Here is a 19162-nt window from a genome sequence, read left to right as displayed (position 1 = left end):
GAAGATGTAAGCCTAGAAAAAATAACAAAACTAATGACAGGAAGACAACCTTACTTAAAAATTATAAGTGCATATGAAACGAGAATAAAATAAGGAGGAAAAATAATGAAAAATAACGTTACAATAAAAGACGTTGCAAAATTAGCTGGAGTTTCAATATCTACAGTTTCAAGAGTAATAAATGACTCAAAGCCAGTTACGGATGAAGTTAAACAAAGAGTCTTAGATGTAATAAAAGAAACAGGATATGTTCCAAATCCTCTTGCAAGAAGTTTAGTTACTAAGAAAAGTAAGTTATTAGGTGTTATAGTACCAGAAGTATCAGATTCATTCGTAAATGAAATTGTAAATGGTATAGAATGCGTTACAAAAATGTACGGATATGATATATTATTAGCAAATACATATTCTGAGAAAAAGCAAGAGTTAAAGAGTATAGATTTATTAAGAGCAAAACAAGTTGAAGGGATAGTTATGATTTCATGGACGTTAGATGAAGACCATATACAATCAATCAACAATAGTGGTATACCTGCAACTTATATAAGTAAAACAGCTCAAACTTTCGATGTATATACAGTAAGTACTAACAATGAAGATGCTACTTATGATATGACAAAATATCTAATAGATAAAGGACATAAAGATATAGCTCTTATAATGACTAGTGAAGCTGATACTATACTTGAAACAGAAAGAAGAAGAGGATACGAAAGAGCATTAACTGATAATAATATAAATGTAAATCCAGATATAATAAAATATGGAAATACTGATCATGATAGCGGATATAGAGTAATGTCAGACTTATTAGAAGAAGGTATAAAACCTGATGCAGTATTTGTGACAGGTGATGAGGCTGCTATAGGAGCTATAAATGCTATCTTTGATAAAGGTTATAATGTTCCAGAAGATATTTCTGTAGCAGGATTCAACAATACTAAGCTTTCTAAAATGTATCGTCCAAAATTAACTACAGTAGGTCAACCACTTTATGATATGGGAGCTGTAGCTATGAGAATGGTAATAAAAATGATAAATGATGAACCACTTGAAGAAAAGAAATTCGTTTTACCATATGAGATAATTGAAAGAGAAAGTGTAATCGAAAAAAAATAAAAAAAGAAAATCCAACAGGCTTAAACTGGTGAATTTTAATTTTTTAAAATAACGGCATAATTTACAGCAATGTAACTTATGCCGTTTTTTAATTCTAAGGAAATTATATCCATCTTAATAATGTATGAGATGAGAATCGCTCTCACTATGTGATATAATTGGCAAGGGTTTATGCAAGGTAAAAAAGACGGATGCAAAGAATGGCCTATAGAAGGTGAGTCATTGTTTTCTTATAGGGGTGAAGCATTGCCTTATATGCCTTTTGCTTACAAACATCCTGATTATTGGAAACTTATAAAATCAGAAAGTAAACGAACTGGAGATATGATTAATTCATGGAAATTATTTGATGATTCGGAAAAAGTTCATCCACTTAAGGAAGAAGAAATGATTAAGGTTGAAAATATAAAGGGAGATCTTGTGCTTATAGGAGCATCTGATGATGTTTTGTGGGACACTGTTAGGTATATCAGACGTATGGAAGAAAGGCTAAAAAATACAAATCATGAGTGTAATGTTATAGTTGCAACTTATGAGCATGGTACACATTTTATATTTCCAGAAAGCATGCTTAAAAAAATGATTCCGGTCTTTTCTGGCATATTTGTCAAATTAGCATTTAAAGAAGCGAGAAAGTATCCTGATGAGTGTAAAAAAACACGCATAGATATCGACAAAAAAGTCAGAAAAGCAATCGAAAAATGGAAAGAAAGATAAATACATAAAATAAAAAATTAATAGGCAATAGCTCTTTTTAAATAGATTATGATTTTTTAAAAAGAAGAAATACTTTTTAATTTTTCCTTTTTATATTTAGTAGGCGACAAATCCATAACTCTTTTAAATATTTCTGTGTAATAACTGGCGTTTGAAAAGCCGACATTTTCTGAGATTTCGGTGATATTTAAATTATCGCTTAAAAGAAGAGGTATACTTTTTTTAATACGATAATTTAAAAGGTATTCAAAAGGAGTTTGTTTGGTCGCCTTTTTGAAAAATCTGCAGCACTCGCTTTTACTTATATTGCATGATTCTGAAATATCATAAAGTGTTATTTTGTTTTGATAATTGCTATGTATAAAGTTGAGTATTTTAGAAAGTCTTATAATATCGTTTGAATTAAAGATTTGTTCATCTTGTAAAATAGAGCTGACCTCATTAAAAAATAATGACCACATTTCACATATTTTGCTTTTGATTAATAATTCATAACAAGATTTCTTTTCATAAAATATATTACTTGCTTGAAGTATTATAGATATAATATTTTGGTGAATTTTATTTTTAGAATCTAAGAAAAATGCCGGACATTGAGTAGAATTTTCAATTATATCAATATACTTAGTTTTTATTATACTTTCTTCATGGCCAAAAATAAAATTTGGTCTAAACATAAGTGCCAAAAATGCACAGTCTTTATTATTATAGCCTTTAGCAGTATGCAATGTATGAGAATTTATAAATAATCCATCTCCCTTTTTCATATTGTATATCTTGTCATTAACTCTATACTCCATAGAGCCTTCTAAAATTATAGAAAAAGTCATTTCATAATGCCAGTGATAATCTAAAAATCCATATTCATAAGCAAATAAGGTATTATAATCGAAATCAATAGGAAAAGTATAATCACCATACTGTTTCTTTTCTAATAGATTGTTTGCAACAATTATTTTTCTCTTCATAACAATCCCTCCTAAAATATAATGAACTTTTAGCGCAATATAGTTATAGAAATTGATAAAATCCTTATAGATATAATTTATATTATTAATTATACTTATAACATAACACCCTAGCAAGTCACGTAAAGAATAATTCAAATGTCAGAAATTTTCAGCCTAAAATTAATATTTGTTTAGTAAATCTATAAAAAATCTATAAAATTTTCATTGTATAAAATAAAAATTAAGGAGGTCTTAAATATGAGCATAATTAAATTGGACGGATATAATTTATCTTTAGAAGATTTAATTAAAGTCAGTAGATTTAATCACAAAGTTGAGCTTACAGAAAATGCAGTTGAAAGAATAAAAAAATCGAGAGCCATAGTTGATGACTTAGTAGAAAACGAAAAAGTCTCTTATGGTATAACAACTGGATTTGGAAAATTTTCAGATGTAGTCATATCTAAGAAAGATACTCATAAACTTCAAATCAATTTAATAAGAAGTCATGCATGTGGTGTTGGAAATCCTCTTTCAGAAGAAATCGTAAGAGCTATGATGTTGCTTAGAATAAATGCATTATCAAAAGGATATTCAGGTATAAGACTTGAGACACTACAAATTTTAATAGATATGTTAAATAAAGGTGTTCATCCAATAGTACCAGAAAAAGGCTCTCTTGGTTCTTCTGGAGATTTGGCTCCACTTTCTCATATGGTTCTAACTATGATAGGAGAAGGAGAGGCTATATATAAAGGTGAAAAAATGTCTTCTAAAGATGCACTTGAAAAGGCAGGTATAAAACCTTTAGAGTATTTATCTTCAAAAGAAGGACTTAGTTTAAATAATGGAACTCAATGCATGACAGCAATTGGGGCAATAACTGCCTATGATGCTATAAACTTAATGAAAACTGCAGATATAGCACTTGGCCTTACTATGGAAGGTTTAAATGGTATAACTTGTGCTATGGATGAAAGAGTAAATTTAGTAAGACCTCATAAGGGACAGTTTAATACAGCAAAGAATGTTTTGGAAATATTACAAGGAAGTGAAATGACTACAGAACAAGGCGACCTTCGTATACAAGATTCATATACTTTAAGATGTTCGCCACAAGTTCATGGAGGATGTAAAGATGCTCTTGATTATGTAATTAAAAAAGTTGAAATAGAAATGAACTCTGTAACAGACAATCCTATAATATTTCCTGGTGAAAATCAAAAAATTATATCTGGAGGTAACTTCCACGGAGAACCTATGGCACTTGCCTTTGACTTTTTGGGAATAGCTTTATCAGAAATTGCTAATATATCAGAAAGACGACTTGAAAAGATGGTAAATCCAGCACTTAGTCACGGTCTTCCTGCGTTTTTAGTTAACGAAGGCGGAGTTAACTCAGGATTTATGATAGTTCAATATAGTGCAGCATCATTAGTATCTGAAAATAAGGTACTTTCTCATCCAGCAAGTGTAGATTCAATACCATCTTCAGCAAATCAAGAAGATCATGTTTCTATGGGGACTATAGCATCGAGACACGCTAGAGATATATTAGATAATGCTAGAAAAGTATTAGCTATGGAAATACTAGCATCAGCACAAGCTATAGACTTAAGAGGAAAGAAAAAACTAGGAAAAGGCACAGAAGAAGCATATAAAATTATAAGAGAGAGAACGCCTTTTGTAGATAAAGATAGAATAATGTATAAAGATATAAATATTTGTGAAGATATTATAAAAGAAAATTTATTAGTAAAAGCAGTAGAAAAAGCTATAGGAAAAAAATTATTAGTAGGTGAAGAAATAGTTAGCGATTTAAAACTTTAATTTACACAGGAAAATTTAAGGGGGAATTTAAATTGAATAATTTAAATATAAGAAATGAAGAGATAAATAAAGCTTTAACTATCAAACTCGACAAAATTCCAGATAAAATTCCAGCATTTCAAGAACATATAAGAAGAGCACCTAAACGTGAATCAAAATTGACAAATTCAGATATAAAACTAGCATTAAAAAACGCTTTAAGATACATACCACAACAATATCACGAACAATTAGCACCCGAATTTTTAGATGAATTATTAACATATGGACGAATTTATGGATATAGATTTAGACCAGAAGGAAAAATATATGGAAAACCAATAGATGAATATAAAGGAAAATGTATAGAAGGTAAGGCATTTCAAGTTATGATAGATAACAATCTCGACTTTGATGTAGCGCTTTATCCTTATGAATTAGTTACATACGGAGAGACTGGACAAGTATTTCAAAATTGGATGCAATATCAACTTACAAAAAAATATTTAGAAGAACTTACTCAAGATCAAACTTTAGTGCTACATTCTGGTCATCCAGTAGGGCTTTTTAAATCTAAACCAGATGCACCAAGAGTAATTCTCACAAACTCTCTAATGATAGGTATGTTTGACAATCAAGAAGAGTGGAAAAGGGCAGTTGCAATTGGTGTTGCAAATTACGGTCAAATGACGGCTGGCGGTTGGATGTATATAGGTCCACAGGGAATAGTTCATGGTACATATTCAACAATATTAAATGCAGGTAGATTAAAACTTGGTATACCTAAAGATAAAAACTTAAAAGGAAAATTATTTGTAACTTCAGGTCTTGGCGGGATGAGTGGAGCCCAAGGTAAGGCAGTAGAAATTGCTGGTGGAGTTGGAGTAATAGCGGAAGTAGATTCATCGAGAATAGAAACTAGATATACCCAAGGGTGGATTAGCAAGGTTACACAAAGTCCAAAAGAAGCATTCGACTTAGCAAAAGTAGAAATTGAAAAAGGGGAAGCCTGCGCTATAGCATTTCATGGGAATATAGTAGATTTACTTCAATACGCAGTAGATAATGATATACATATTGATTTACTGTCAGACCAAACTTCTTGCCATGCACCTTATGATGGAGGATATTGTCCACAAGGAATCACTTTTGAAGAAAGAACAGAACTTTTGGCAAATGACAAAGAAAAATTTATAGAATTAGTAGATAAAACTTTATTAAAACATTTTGAATTAATAAAAATATTACACGACAAAGGCGTTTACTTCTTTGACTATGGAAATAGTTTTATGAAGGCTGTATATGATGCAGGTGGAAAAGAAATATCTAAAAATAAAATAGATGAAAAAGATGGATTTATATTCCCATCTTATGTTGAAGATATATTAGGACCTCAATTATTCGACTTTGGTTATGGACCATTTAGATGGGTTTGTTTAAGTGGAAAACGTGAAGACTTAATAAAAACTGACCATGCTGCAATGGAATGTATAGACCCAGATAGGAGATATCAAGATAGAGACAACTGGATATGGATTAGAGATGCAGAAAAGAATAACTTGGTAGTAGGAACACAGGCGAGAATACTATACCAAGATGCAATTGGAAGAACTAAAATAGCACTTAAATTCAACGATATGGTAAGACGTGGCGAAATTGGACCAGTTATGATGGGAAGAGATCACCATGATGTATCTGGAACAGATTCACCATTTAGAGAAACTTCAAACATAAAAGATGGAAGCAATATAATGGCAGATATGGCGACTCACTGCTTTGCTGGAAACTGTGCAAGAGGAATGAGTTTAGTAGCTCTTCATAATGGTGGAGGAGTTGGAATAGGAAAATCAATCAATGGTGGATTTGGTATGGTTCTAGATGGTTCACAAAGAGTTGATGACATACTTAGAACTGCTATGCCATGGGATGTTATGAGTGGCGTTGCAAGACGTGCTTGGGCTAGAAATGACAACTCAATCGACACTGTAATAGAATACAACAAAATGTGCGAAGGAAAAGATCATATAACACTACCGTTTTTAGTTGATGATGATTTAATTGAAAAAACAGTTGGAGATAAAAAGTTTTTTTAAATAAGACTTAAGTAAGTTAAATATATTATGTATAAAAATATTATCCTAGCTCAATAATACAATTTTTTTGGGCTAGGAATTTATATACAAGGAGGATAAGATTGTGGCTATAGTTCAATGTGTACCAAATTTTAGTGAAGGCAGGGATTTAGATAAGATAGAGAAAATAATTAATCCTTTAATAGGAAAAGAAGGCGTAAAACTATTAAATTATGAAGCTGATAAAAATTACAATAGATTAGTAGTTACGATAATAGGAGAGCCCCAAAAGGTAAAAGATGCAGTATTTGAAGCTATAGGTGTGGCAAAAGATATTATAGATATGAATAAACATAAGGGACAGCACCCTAGATTTGGTGCTACTGATGTTTGCCCATTTATTCCTATAAAAGATATGGATATGGATGATGCTATTAAACTAGCTAATGAGCTTGGTGAAAAAGTCGCAAAAGAATATAAAATACCTGTATTTTTATACGAATGTGCAGCTACTAGAGGTGAAAGAGAAAACTTAGCAACAGTTAGAAAAGGAGAATTTGAAGGACTAGATAAAAAATTAGAAGATACTAATTGGACTCCAGATTATGGTGTTAATAAAAAACATAAAACAGCAGGAGCAATTGCTATAGGAGCTAGAAGACCATTAATTGCTTATAACATAAATCTAGATACTACAAATATTGATATAGCATCAAAAATAGCAAAAACAATTAGACATTCAAATGGTGGATATAGATATATAAAAGCGGGCCCTGTAGAAGTACCAGAGAAAAATATGACTCAAGTTACAATGAATTTAACAGACTATACAAAAACGAGTATGTACAGAGCGTTCGAGGCGGTAAAAATGGAAGCTAAAAGATATGGAGTAAATATTATAGGCAGCGAAATAGTCGGTCTTTGTCCTATGGAGGCACTTGTCGATGTGGCATCATATTATTTAGGGCTTGAAAATTTTACACTAGATAAAGTTTTAGAAACTAGTTTAATGGAATAAATTTTTAAATACTTGTATATAAAGCGGGGGAAGTACAATGAAAGCCGATTTGATTTTAAAAAATATTGGGAAATTAGTTACAATGCAGGGTTCATCAAATTTTAAAGTAAAAGAAGAGATGAATAACACTCAGATAATAGAAGATGCGTATATAGCAGTTAAAAACGGTAAAATACTAGCTATAGGAGTAGGAGATATATTTGGAAATATTATTGGTCCAAATACACAAATACACGATGCACAGGGGCTTTTAGTAACACCTGGACTTATAGACTCACACACACATTTAGTTCATGGAGGTTCAAGAGAAAATGAATTTTCGATGAAATTAAATGGGATACCTTATATAGAAATTTTGAAAAATGGTGGAGGAATATTAAGTACTGTAAAATCTACAAGAGAATCATCAAAAGAAAAGTTATACCAAAAAGCTAAAAAAAGCTTGGATAGAATGTTAGAGTTTGGAGTAACTACAATAGAAGCAAAAAGTGGATACGGATTAGAATTAAATACAGAAATTAAACAACTAGAAGTAGCTAAACTATTAGATAAAACTCATCCAATAGACTTAGTACATACTTTTTTAGGAGCACATGCTATTTTACAAGAGTACAAAGAAAATCATAAAGGATATATAGATATATTAGTAGATGAAATGTTGCCGAAAATAAAAAATATGGGACTGGCAGAATTTTGTGATGTATTTTGCGAAGAAGGAGTATTCAGTATAGAAGAAAGCGAGTACATACTAAGTAGCGCAAAAAAAATGGGATATAAATTAAAAATACACGCTGATGAAATTGAGTCTTTAGGAGGAGCAGAGTTAGCAGCAAAATTAGGATGTATATCTGCAGATCATCTTATGGCAGCTAGTGATAAAGGCATAAAGATGATGGTAGAAAATAAAGTTGTGGCAAATATACTTCCTGCTACATCATTTAACTTAAATAAAAATTATGCTGATTGTAGAAAAATGATAGATATGGGAGCTATAGTGAGTTTATCAAGTGACTATAATCCGGGAAGTTGTCCTAGCGAAAATCTACAATTTGTAATGCAGTTGGGATGTCTACATCTAAATATGACTCCAAATGAAGTTCTTACATCAGTTACGATAAATGCAGCATATGCTATAGATAGAGCGGATGAAATAGGTTCACTAGAAGTTGGTAAAAATGCAGATTTTGTGGTATTTGACGCTCCTAATGTTGAATACTTAATGTATCATTTTGGCATAAATCATACCCAAAGAGTCTATAAAAATGGGAAATTAGTAGTTGATGATAAGGTTGCAGTTTATAATAAAAAACAATAAATATAAATAAGGTGTATAGGGGGGAAAGATATGAAATTAATTGATATGAGCGTGGCTGATTTTACAAACGAAGTAGATTCAAATTCGCCAGCACCAGGAGGAGGTTCTGTATCAGCTTTAGCAAGTGATATAGGGGTTTCACTTGCAAGAATGATGGCTCATCTTAGTTTTGAAAAAAAGAAGTTTGAACAATTGGACGAAAAAACAAAAGAAGAGTTCAAAGCTAGATTTGATAAACTAGGAGAGATAAGAAAAGAGCTATCTACTTTAGTAGACAAGGATACAGAATCATTTAATGAATTTATGAAGGTAGTAAAAATGCCTAAAGAAACAGAAGAACAAAATCAATTGAGAGCTAAAGCAATACAAGAAGCTACAATATTTTCTATTGAGGTACCATATAAAACAGCAAGTCTTTCATTAGAAGCCTTAAGATTACTAGATTTTTTGATTAAAAATGGGAATCAAAACGCGATAACAGATATAGGCGTTGGGACTTTAATGCTATCAGCAGGTATGGAAGGCGCAATATTAAATGTAAAAGTGAATTTAGGACAAATTAAAGACAAACAAATTTATGATAAATATAGAGATGGATGCAAAGAAATACTATCAGAAGGCAATGAAATAAAAGATAATATAATTTCAAATATACATAAACAACTAGATTGATTATAAATTAAAAATATAGTTCTCTTTTTAAATTTATAATTTTACATATCACGAAAAAAGGTATTGAAAAGTTAAATTTCAATACCTTTTTATTATCCTATTATCCCTTTTTTACTCTTTTGACTTTTTTTACAGTTTTTTTGCCAGATGAGCTATGATGTGAAGCTGATTTTTTATTTTTAGCTTTTTTAGAATTTATCTTATCTTGTATTTCTGCTTCAGATATTTTGTTCATAATAGAGTCTAGTTTTTGCTGTTGTTCTGGATTTAAAAAATTCTTAAATTTAGATACGACTTCTTCTTTCCCCTTTAAATTCTTACCGATGTTGATAAGTTCATCTAAAAGTTCATCTTCAGATTTGCCTTGATAGCTATTAGCTATATCTTCTATTTTATTTTTGTCGATATTTTTATCTTTTGCAAATTTCTCTAAAGTATCTTTGTCTATTTTATCTATTTTTTTCTTTGAATTTTTCATAGAAAACTCCTTTCTCAGCTTAAAAATAATGATTATATATAATTTATATGAGACTTCTAATAAAAGTTAATACTATAATTGAAAAAATATACATTAGTAAAAGATTTAATATATTCATATTATATGAAATGTTTATTAAAAAGTGAGAAGAAAATATACTTCTTAATTAAATATAATATATGGAAGATTTTAATCATAATATTATATATAGATATATTAATTAATAGGAACATTAACAATTAAAGAATCATATTTTAAAATATATGTTAAGATATTGTATGGATTATACCTATTATAAAAGGGGGGACTTGTATTGAACAATTTATTGTTGATACTTGGACTTTTAGCTCTGAGCAATGGAAATACGTCTTTGTTCGGTAATAAAGATAAGAATGTATCGAACGATAGTTTAAAGATAGATAAAAAAGATAATAAAAAATTAGTTCCAAAAGTAAAACAAAACAGTAAAAGCCATCAAAGCCAGAAATCTACTTCATTGTCAAATCCAAGGGGAAAAAAGATTAAAAAAATAAAAAAAATTAAAAAGAGTAGTAGGCATAAAAGTAATTCCATTGATAATGCTATAAAATATAATGTGGATGATTTAAAGACCGGAATAAAACTTATGGATTTAAATGAAGAAGATTTAGACAGGGGAATGGAGATTATAACAAGAACTAAGAAATATATGTCCTCTGAAGAACGAAAAATATTAATAAAGATGGAAAGTATATTAGATTTAGTTAAAGGAATTAAAAAATTAAATGATGTGGATATATTAGAAAAAGAAGATGAAAGTGAATTTTTTAGAAATATGGATGAAGAAGACAAAAAGAATATGATGATAAAAGAAATTTTAGAGGTATTTCCAGAAAAGAGAAAAGAATCAGTAGAAAAAGCAATAGACATGAAAAAGAAAATTGATTTATTTGCCGAGTTATTTTTACCAGAAGATGGAGAAGGCGGATTTTCACTAAGTTCCTTAGCAGATATAAGTAATTTAGGAAGTTCAAATAATATTAAATTATTAGGAAGTCTTTTGAGAGGGGATAATTTAGAAGAACAACAAAAAAGTGATGATATAGAAGATATGGAAGAATATGATGAAGACTATAATGAATATGATTATGAATATGGAGAATACTATGAAGAAGATGAAGATAGATATGATAAAAATAGATATGATTAAAATCTAGAAATTTCAACCGTAAATCAGATTTATAATATAAATTATATTTACATAGAAATTTTCTGAAAAGATTTTAAAAAATTTTCTAAAATTACCATAGAAAAAGACTTTAAATTTTTTAGATTTTGTTATATAATAAACATATAAAATCCTGAGGCATACGAATGGTGACCTTTAAATTCAACCGACAAATATTTTACGGGAGATTGGAGTTAGGTAGCGGAGTAAATATATCTTGTATTTATATAAGAAATTAGAAACTATCTACAGATCACCCACCTGGGAGGATTCTCGGGACTGAATTTATGGGCCCAACGGTGTTTTGGGATTTTATATTTTAATGATTAAAGTGAAGTTAAAAAGCTAAACCAAATTGGTTTAGCTTTTTATCTTGAAACACCTGCTAATCCAACTTTAAAAGCCTGTTCATTATTGCACATCCTATACCCTCATTTGTAAACGATTCAGAGTATATTATATCACATTTTTCCTTATCTGCTTGTATTAATGCATCAAATAGATTTGAAGCTACATCATCTAAAGTTTCTCCTAGACATATAGTTTTTCCTATATAGCATTTTTCGTTAGATTTTAGACATATAATACATGTTTTTAAATTTTTAGCATTATTTTCTTCTGTTAATTTATTTATTTTATCAATAACCTTCGATTGTTCACCATCTACTATGTATACATCTGCATTTGGTGAATAGTGTGTATATTTCATTCCAGGTGCCTTAGCTTTGATATTATCTTCTTTTTTCGCTAATGCTGGGTCTAATTGAACGTTTCCTAATTCTTTTTCTAGTTGTTCTTTTGTAATACTTCCTGGTCTTAAAATTGTTGGAATATCACCAGTCAAATCTAAAACTGTTGATTCTAATCCATATACACAGTCATTTCCCATTATTATACCACTCACTCTATGATTCATCTGTTCATAAACATGGACTCCTCTTGTTGGTGATGGTCTACCAGATATATTTGCTGATGGAGCTGCAATTGGAAGATTTGCTTCATTTATAAGCGCACTTGCTATTTTGTTTGAAGGCATTCTAATTGCAACTGTATCTAAACCACCACTTGTTCTTTCAGGAATTATATCCTTTTTCTTTAAGATGATAGTTATAGGTCCTGGCCAAAATTTATCCATTACAATTTCAGCTTGTTCAGGCACATCACAAACTAGATTATATATTTGTTTTTTGTCACCAATATGTACGATTAATGGATTATCGCTCGGTCTACCTTTAGCTTCATAAATTTTGCTAACTGCATCTTCATCTAAAGCATTGGCTCCTAATCCATAAACTGTTTCTGTTGGAAATATTACTGTTTTACCAGCCTTCAAAATTTCTGCTTGTTTTTTTATTTGTTCCATGTCTATATTGTCTACGTCAATTTTACTAATCAATGTATCCATTTTATTCCACCTCTTTTAATTTAGATGCAATATACAATTATTGTTCCTATTAAAAATCCTATTATGCAAAAAAGATTTGTAGTTCTTGGCAATATTTCTTCAAGAACAACATACAACATAGTTCCTGCTGCAATTGATAAAAATACACCAATTAGGTAATTAAAGTTTCCTGCAAAATATACACCGAGAAAACTTCCAATTCCCATAGGAATTCCTGCTATAACTGTATATAGTATTATGTTACTTGTCTTCATTTTAGTTCCTGCCAGGGTAAGTGCAGTAGCAAGTCCTTCTGGAACGTTATGTATACCTATTACTAAAGCTAGTGTCCATCCTAAAGTTTCTGCTGATACAAAAGATGAACCAATAGCTAATCCTTCTGGCAAATTATGTAGTAAAATACTTATAAATATAAGGTATCCAGCTTGTTTATCTTTAGACATATGTAAATTTTCTTTTATAAGCATTGTTATAATTACACCCAATAAAGTTGCAATTACTGTTATCCAGATACCCTTTTGGTCTATTGCTTCTTTCATTAAGTCAAATACTACAACTGCTAACATTATGCCACCTGATAAACCCATAAAAAAATCTATGTACTTATCTACCTTTTTTTTAAAGATTCCAGATAAAACTCCGCCTAAACCAGTTCCTAATACGCCTGCCATTAAACCAATTAAAGTAATTTTTAAAATCATCTTTGTCCTCTCCTCAAAATTTAATTTATTTAATTATATGAGGCCAAAATATTTAAAATTAATATTTGGGAGAGTTAATATTTAGTATAAGGTTTTAGAAAGTCATTTTATTATAGTTTTTATAAAAAAGCCAAATGATATTCTTAAATCATTTGGCTCATTATACTTATTATATAGCTGACATTTTTTTAGTTTGATCTTCTGTTATAAGTGAATCTATCATTTCATCTAAGTCTCCATCTAAGAAAGAGTCTAATTTATATAATGTTAGATTTATTCTATGGTCACTTACTCTACCTTGTGGGAAGTTGTAAGTTCTTATTCTTTCAGATCTGTCACCAGTACCAACTTGGCTTCGTCTTTCAGCTGCTATATCATCATGTTGTTCAGCCAATGCTTTATCATATAATCTAGCTTTTAATACTTTCATAGCCTTTTCTTTATTTTTTAACTGTGATTTCTCATCTTGGCAAGAAACTACTTCTCCTGTTGGTATATGTGTAATTCTTACTGCTGAGTCAGTTGTATTTACACATTGTCCACCATTACCAGATGCTCTGAACACGTCTATTCTTAAGTCATTTGGATTGATTTCTACTTCTACATCTTCTACCTCTGGTAAAACTGCAACTGTTGCTGTTGAAGTATGGATTCTTCCGCCTGATTCAGTTGATGGTATTCTTTGTACTCTGTGAACTCCTGATTCGTATTTAAGTCTTGAATAAGCACCTTTCCCTTTTATCATGAAAGAAACTTCTTTGTATCCACCTACTCCTGTATCACTTGCACTTAGAAGTTCTGTTTTCCATCTTCTTCTTTCTGCATATCTTGAATACATTCTGAATAAGTCTCCAGCGAATAAAGCAGCTTCATCTCCACCTGCTCCACCTCTGATTTCAACTATAACGTTCTTTTCATCATTAGGGTCTTTTGGTAATAATAATATTTTTAGTTCATCTTCTATTGGTTCTACTCTAGATTCTAAATCAGATAATTCCATTTTAGCTAATTCTCTTAATTCTTCATCAGATTCTTCTTCTAGTATTTCTTTTGATTCTTTTATATTGTCTACAACTTCTTTGTATTCTCTATATTTCATTACGATTGGCTCTAAATCAGCATGTTCTTTCATGTATTTTTGCCATGTTTTTTGATCATTGATAACTTCTATATCACTGATTTTTTCTGTAAGTTCTTTGTATTTATCTTCTAATACTTGCAGCTTATTTAACATCTTTTCACCTTCCTAATTATTATAAAATCCTATTACTACTCTTTCGAATCCTTGTAAATCGCATTTAGTATATATACCTTCAAAGCCATTTTCTTGCATAATTTGACTTACGTCTTGTGCTTGGTCATGGCCCACTTCGTATGCTAAAATTCCTTTATTTTTAAGAAAAGCCTTAGATTCCTTTGTAATTTTTCTATAAAAATCAAGTCCATCTTCTCCACCTTCTAGCGCATTATAAGGTTCGAAATCTTTTACTTGTCTATCTAATCCGTCTATATCTGCTTTTCTGATATATGGTGGATTAGATACGATTAAATCAAATTTTTCTTCTTTTGGTACATTTGAAAATACGTCTGATTTAATAAAATCTATTCGTTCATCTACATTATTAGAAATCGCATTTTTTGATGCTATCTCTAAAGCAATATCAGAAATGTCTGCTGATATTACATGTGATTTATCTAAATATTTTGCTAGGCTTATCGTGATTGCTCCTGAACCTGTACCTATATCCAAAATATTCAATCCTGTTCTATTATTGCATATATTTATTATTTCTTCCACTAATGTTTCAGTATCCGGCCTAGGAATTAATACACCTTCTTGTACAAAAAAGTCTAATCCCATAAACTCTCTATTACCTATAATATAAGCAATCGGTCTTTCATTCAATCTTTCTTTTATCATTTCTAGAAAATATTTTTCTTGTTCTTCAGTTAATTGTTTATCTAAGTACATTCTTATATACATAGAATCAACATCTCCTAAAGCCTTTTTTAGAAGCATTTCTACATCTAATCTAGGTGTATCACTTATATTTTCTAGTTCTTTAGAATATTGTATAAGTATTTCTTTAATAGTCATAAACTACCTCTTATTTTTCATTTAATGCTGCTTTAAGCGCTGCTAAAGCAACTTCTAATTGTTCGTCATCTGGTTCTTTCGTTGTTATTTTTTGCATCATCATTCCCGGATATGCAACAATTTTACTCAAAATATTATTATATTTACCAAGAAACTTGATTATTTCATAAGCTATGCCAGCTACTACTGGAATGCATACAATCCTTATTGTTACTCTTAGTAATGGATTTGGCCATCCAAAAAACGAAAACAATATAATTGATGTAAACATAACTATAAATAAAAAGTTAGTTCCACATCTAGGATGTAATCTGCCGAATTTTCGTGCATTCTCTACAGTTAACTCTAAGTCATTTTCATAACAATAAATTGATTTGTGTTCCGCTCCATGATATTGAAATAACCTTTTGATATCGGAATTTAAAGAGACTAACGCCATATATAGTATTAATATTGCAATTCTAATTGCGCCTTCAATTAAATTAAGTACTATATGGTTATTTATTATTCTTGCAAATAATCCCCCTAGAAAAGTAGGTATTAACACAAAAATTCCAATAGAAAGTAATATTGATATTATTAAAGATACTACAATAATTGCATCATTAGCTTTATCTTTAAATACCTTTTTAAGAAATTTATCTATAGCATCTTCCTCTTCTTCATCATCTAAGAAGAAAGATGATGAGAAGTTTAAACTATTCATTCCGCTGATCATTGTATCTATTAAGATAAAACCTCCTCTTAAGAATGGGATTTTATCTATTTTTTTATCTTTTACCCAGCTTTTGATTCTTTCTTTTTTTACTTCTATTTCCCCATCAGATTTTCTAACTGCAATGGCCCTATAATCTTGTGATTGCATCATCACACCTTCTATTACAGCCTGGCCTCCAACTTTCCCTAATTTGTCTTTATTCATAATTCTCTCCTTAACCTAAGATTAAGTTAACATATTAATTTTACACAACTACTATTATATCAAATTTATAATATTAAAAAAGGGCATGTTAGAAAATAAAAAATCTTTTATTTTGTACATCCCTTGTGCTTATTAGAATTATCTTAAAATAAATTTCCTATGCATAATAAAATAGAGGTTGGAAAAACCAACCCCTGTTTTTTATGAATATTATTCCATGTTGAATCTTTTTTTGAATTTGTCGATTCTTCCACCTTTTTCTATATTCTTTTGTTTTCCAGTATAGAAAGGATGGCATTCAGAACAAATCTCAACTCTTATTTCGTCCTTAGTTGAACCAGCCATGAAAGTATTTCCACAAGCACAACGTACTTCTACTTCATTGTATTTTGGTTGTATATCTTTTTGCATCATTGTCACCTCTTTTTTCTTTTATATTTTAAAATTAATTATACTAATTTTTTTACTTCTTCAATATCAACTATCACATTATATCATATGTTTTTGAAGGGTTCAAGCATTTTTCATACTCTTTACTTTTTATTATTAGTTATTTTACTTTTTATTTCCAATTTTATTTATTACAAAATTTGTTAAATTCCATTTATATTATTTATAAACTCTTCATTAGTTTTTGTTCTTTTTAATGCCTCTAATATATTATCTGTTACTTCTAAGATAGAACTGTTACTCATTTCTTTTCTTAATTTCCATAAAGCAGCCTTTTCTTTGTCTGATAATAATAAATCTTCTCTTCTTGTTCCAGATTTATAAATATCAACTGCAGGGAATATTCTCTTTTCAGCTAATTTTCTGTCTAGATTTAATTCCATATTACCTGTTCCTTTGAATTCCTCAAATATAACATCATCCATTCTTGAACCAGTTTCAACTAGTGCAGTTGCAAGGATTGTAAGTGAACCACCTTGTCTTATATTTCTAGCTGCACCAAAGAATTTTTTAGGTCCATGTAATGCTCCTGGATCTAAACCTCCAGATAAAGTTCTTCCTGTTGGTGAAATAGTTAAGTTATACGCCCTAGCTAATCTAGTTATACTGTCTAATAAGATAACTACATCTTTTCCATGTTCAACAAGTCTTTGAGCTCTATTTAAAACCATTTCAGCTACCTTTACATGGTGGCTTGATACTTGGTCAAATGTTGAATATATAACATCTGCATTAATAGACTCTTTCATATCTGTAACTTCTTCAGGTCTTTCATCAATTAATAGTACTATTAATTCTACATCTGGATAATTTTTAACTATACTGTTTGCGACACTTTTTAAAAGAATTGTTTTACCTGCTTTTGGGGGTGCAACAATTAATCCTCTTTGTCCTTTTCCTATTGGTGATATTAAATCGATTAATCTTGTAGATATTTCATTTGGTTGTTTCTCTAAAGTTAATCTTTCTTGTGGGTATATAGGAGTTAATGTTTCAAAGGCTTTTCTTTGTATTGCTGTTTCAGGGTCTTCATCATTTATTTTTTGAACAAATAAAAGTGCTCTAAATTTTTCACCTGTTTTTGGATGTCTTGTTATACCTCTTATTTTATCCCCTGTTTTCATATTGAATCTTCTTATTTGGGATGGTGATACATATACATCGTTTTCTGTTGATAAATAATTTGAACCTCTTAAGAAACCAAATCCATCTGGTAATATTTCTAATACACCTACTACTTCATCTTCTTTAGAAGTATTAAACTCATTAATTATTTTAGATTCTTCTACTACTTTTGGTGTATAATTTCCCTTTATATTGTTACTTTTTTGAATTTTTAAATCATTATTAGAAAGCTTATTCTCATTATTATTTAACTGTTTATTATCATTTTTTTGAAATTTATTATAATTTCTTTGTGTATTTATATTTTGTTGAGTATTATTCTTATTATTGTAATTTCTATTATCGTATTTATTATTTTTATTATTTTCAGATTTAAATGCTGGTTGTTTTGTATTTTCTAAATTTGCACTATTATAATCATCTATTTGAGTATTTTTCTCTTCCTTTTTCACATTGTATTTTTTAGCCGTATCTTCAATGTTTTGTACTTTTTTATTATTTTGTTTTAATTCGTCCGAGTCACTATTGCTTGATTTGTTAGCATTTTCATTTATTTTATCAATCAGTTCAGCTTTTTTATACTTAGTAACTGATTTGATATTTAGCTCTTTAGCTATTTCTCTTAATTGAGCTAGTGTTTGATTATTTAAATCATTTAGATTGATATTTTCTGTATTCAAAAAACTAGACCTCCTTGCTCTCAATTTTTAATAGTTTCATTGGAAATAAACGGCATGAAAAAGAGAAGTTGTTTTTACTATAAGTTCGAACATAATAACAACTTAATAATAGCATTATTTTTGTATTATGGTCAATAAATAAAATAAAATACATATTTATAGCCTTTATTTTACATTTTAATTCATTAGTAACTTTTATCTTATAATTATTTATAAATTAAAAATAATCTATCGTAGTATAAATACAATAGATTATTTTATATATCTTTATTCTCTTATTCCATATTATATTTTTTCATTAAATCCACTAATATTTCATTTTTATCTAGATTATGTATAGCATTAACAAATCTTATAGTTCCTGTTTTTCCTCTCATAACTACAGATTCTGTTTTTGCCTTATTTCCGCCCATATTAACAACAC

At 29.4% G+C, this 19162-nt stretch carries 17 protein-coding genes and 1 other RNA gene; 9 read left to right on the top strand and 9 right to left on the bottom strand.

Annotated features, from left to right (window positions below; translation table 11 throughout):
• Positions 1 to 105: 105 nt before the first annotated feature.
• Both I4U58_RS06050 and I4U58_RS06045 read left to right on the top strand, forming a co-directional pair.
• Positions 106 to 1119 carry a LacI family DNA-binding transcriptional regulator gene (locus I4U58_RS06050; RefSeq protein ID WP_195930133.1) on the top strand — a complete coding sequence of 338 codons (1014 nt, stop codon included), beginning with the start codon at positions 106 to 108 and terminating at the stop codon, positions 1117 to 1119.
• A 222-nt stretch (positions 1120 to 1341) separates the two neighbouring features.
• On the top strand, positions 1342 to 1836 hold the full coding sequence (locus tag I4U58_RS06045) for an acyl-CoA thioester hydrolase/BAAT C-terminal domain-containing protein (RefSeq protein WP_243269569.1): 495 nt from the start codon (positions 1342 to 1344) through the stop codon (positions 1834 to 1836).
• Between the two features lie 56 nt (positions 1837 to 1892).
• Here the strand turns inward: I4U58_RS06045 and I4U58_RS06040 are convergent, their stop codons facing one another.
• On the bottom strand, positions 1893 to 2804 hold the full coding sequence (locus I4U58_RS06040; RefSeq protein ID WP_195930131.1) for an AraC family transcriptional regulator: 912 nt from the start codon (positions 2802 to 2804) through the stop codon (positions 1893 to 1895).
• A 240-nt stretch (positions 2805 to 3044) separates the two neighbouring features.
• Between I4U58_RS06040 and hutH the strand changes: the two genes are divergently transcribed.
• The 5 genes from hutH to I4U58_RS06015 all read left to right on the top strand — a co-directional run bounded on the left by hutH (position 3045) and on the right by I4U58_RS06015 (position 9672).
• Positions 3045 to 4616 (top strand): histidine ammonia-lyase, encoded by a 1572-nt coding sequence (gene hutH, locus I4U58_RS06035; protein ID WP_195930130.1) that lies wholly within the window; start codon positions 3045 to 3047, stop codon positions 4614 to 4616.
• 47 nt (positions 4617 to 4663) lie between these two features.
• Positions 4664 to 6688: a urocanate hydratase gene (locus tag I4U58_RS06030; protein WP_347708166.1), complete on the top strand. Its 2025-nt coding sequence runs from the start codon at positions 4664 to 4666 to the stop codon at positions 6686 to 6688.
• A gap of 103 nt (positions 6689 to 6791) precedes the next feature.
• Complete coding sequence (ftcD, locus tag I4U58_RS06025; RefSeq protein ID WP_195930128.1) at positions 6792 to 7685, top strand: glutamate formimidoyltransferase; 894 nt, start codon at positions 6792 to 6794, stop codon at positions 7683 to 7685.
• Positions 7686 to 7722: 37 nt separating this feature from the next.
• Positions 7723 to 9000, top strand: coding sequence for an imidazolonepropionase (hutI, locus tag I4U58_RS06020; RefSeq protein ID WP_195930127.1), 1278 nt, complete (start codon positions 7723 to 7725; stop codon positions 8998 to 9000).
• Between the two features lie 30 nt (positions 9001 to 9030).
• Positions 9031 to 9672, top strand: a complete 642-nt coding sequence (locus I4U58_RS06015) for a cyclodeaminase/cyclohydrolase family protein (protein ID WP_195930126.1) — start codon at positions 9031 to 9033, stop codon at positions 9670 to 9672.
• A gap of 100 nt (positions 9673 to 9772) precedes the next feature.
• On the opposite strand, the gene I4U58_RS06010 is transcribed toward I4U58_RS06015, so the two are convergent.
• Positions 9773 to 10150, bottom strand: coding sequence for a hypothetical protein (locus I4U58_RS06010; protein ID WP_195930125.1), 378 nt, complete (start codon positions 10148 to 10150; stop codon positions 9773 to 9775).
• Between the two features lie 313 nt (positions 10151 to 10463).
• Between I4U58_RS06010 and I4U58_RS06005 the strand changes: the two genes are divergently transcribed.
• Positions 10464 to 11339 carry a hypothetical protein gene (locus I4U58_RS06005; RefSeq protein WP_243269568.1) on the top strand — a complete coding sequence of 292 codons (876 nt, stop codon included), beginning with the start codon at positions 10464 to 10466 and terminating at the stop codon, positions 11337 to 11339.
• Positions 11340 to 11484: 145 nt separating this feature from the next.
• Positions 11485 to 11672, top strand: a non-coding RNA gene (gene ssrS, locus I4U58_RS06000) — 6S RNA.
• Between the two features lie 70 nt (positions 11673 to 11742).
• Here the strand turns inward: ssrS and I4U58_RS05995 are convergent.
• The 7 genes from I4U58_RS05995 to rho all read right to left on the bottom strand — a co-directional run bounded on the left by I4U58_RS05995 (position 11743) and on the right by rho (position 18738).
• Entirely contained in the window at positions 11743 to 12762 is a 1020-nt protein-coding gene (locus tag I4U58_RS05995) for an L-threonylcarbamoyladenylate synthase (RefSeq protein ID WP_195930124.1), read from the bottom strand.
• A gap of 20 nt (positions 12763 to 12782) precedes the next feature.
• Complete coding sequence (locus I4U58_RS05990) at positions 12783 to 13463, bottom strand: ZIP family metal transporter (RefSeq protein WP_195930123.1); 681 nt, start codon at positions 13461 to 13463, stop codon at positions 12783 to 12785.
• A 169-nt stretch (positions 13464 to 13632) separates the two neighbouring features.
• Positions 13633 to 14697, bottom strand: coding sequence for a peptide chain release factor 1 (prfA, locus tag I4U58_RS05985; RefSeq protein ID WP_195930122.1), 1065 nt, complete (start codon positions 14695 to 14697; stop codon positions 13633 to 13635).
• Positions 14698 to 14709: 12 nt separating this feature from the next.
• On the bottom strand, positions 14710 to 15561 hold the full coding sequence (gene prmC / locus I4U58_RS05980) for a peptide chain release factor N(5)-glutamine methyltransferase (RefSeq protein WP_195930121.1): 852 nt from the start codon (positions 15559 to 15561) through the stop codon (positions 14710 to 14712).
• 10 nt (positions 15562 to 15571) lie between these two features.
• Complete coding sequence (locus tag I4U58_RS05975) at positions 15572 to 16483, bottom strand: DUF1385 domain-containing protein (protein WP_195930120.1); 912 nt, start codon at positions 16481 to 16483, stop codon at positions 15572 to 15574.
• 210 nt (positions 16484 to 16693) lie between these two features.
• Positions 16694 to 16894 (bottom strand): 50S ribosomal protein L31, encoded by a 201-nt coding sequence (gene rpmE, locus I4U58_RS05970; RefSeq protein ID WP_039906460.1) that lies wholly within the window; start codon positions 16892 to 16894, stop codon positions 16694 to 16696.
• A 182-nt stretch (positions 16895 to 17076) separates the two neighbouring features.
• Positions 17077 to 18738: a transcription termination factor Rho gene (rho, locus tag I4U58_RS05965; protein ID WP_195930119.1), complete on the bottom strand. Its 1662-nt coding sequence runs from the start codon at positions 18736 to 18738 to the stop codon at positions 17077 to 17079.
• Positions 18739 to 19162: the final 424 nt, after the last annotated feature.

Source organism: Clostridium sp. 1001270J_160509_D11, assembly GCF_015667935.1.
In the GTDB taxonomy this organism is placed as follows: domain Bacteria; phylum Bacillota; class Clostridia; order Peptostreptococcales; family Peptostreptococcaceae; genus Intestinibacter.
The sequence above is the reverse complement of the archived record's forward strand: the minus strand, read 5'-3'. Positions and strand labels throughout refer to the sequence as shown.

Coding starts and splice junctions, on each gene's coding strand:
- prfA (WP_195930122.1), bottom strand. CDS start 14,697: ATGTTAAATAAGCTGCAAGTATTAGAAGATAAATACAAAGAACTTACA.
- prmC (WP_195930121.1), bottom strand. CDS start 15,561: ATGACTATTAAAGAAATACTTATACAATATTCTAAAGAACTAGAAAAT.
- rpmE (WP_039906460.1), bottom strand. CDS start 16,894: ATGCAAAAAGATATACAACCAAAATACAATGAAGTAGAAGTACGTTGT.
- I4U58_RS06040 (WP_195930131.1), bottom strand. CDS start 2,804: ATGAAGAGAAAAATAATTGTTGCAAACAATCTATTAGAAAAGAAACAG.
- I4U58_RS05990 (WP_195930123.1), bottom strand. CDS start 13,463: ATGATTTTAAAAATTACTTTAATTGGTTTAATGGCAGGCGTATTAGGA.
- I4U58_RS06050 (WP_195930133.1), top strand. CDS start 106: ATGAAAAATAACGTTACAATAAAAGACGTTGCAAAATTAGCTGGAGTT.
- hutH (WP_195930130.1), top strand. CDS start 3,045: ATGAGCATAATTAAATTGGACGGATATAATTTATCTTTAGAAGATTTA.
- I4U58_RS06010 (WP_195930125.1), bottom strand. CDS start 10,150: ATGAAAAATTCAAAGAAAAAAATAGATAAAATAGACAAAGATACTTTA.
- I4U58_RS05995 (WP_195930124.1), bottom strand. CDS start 12,762: ATGGATACATTGATTAGTAAAATTGACGTAGACAATATAGACATGGAA.
- I4U58_RS05975 (WP_195930120.1), bottom strand. CDS start 16,483: ATGAATAAAGACAAATTAGGGAAAGTTGGAGGCCAGGCTGTAATAGAA.
- I4U58_RS06015 (WP_195930126.1), top strand. CDS start 9,031: ATGAAATTAATTGATATGAGCGTGGCTGATTTTACAAACGAAGTAGAT.
- hutI (WP_195930127.1), top strand. CDS start 7,723: ATGAAAGCCGATTTGATTTTAAAAAATATTGGGAAATTAGTTACAATG.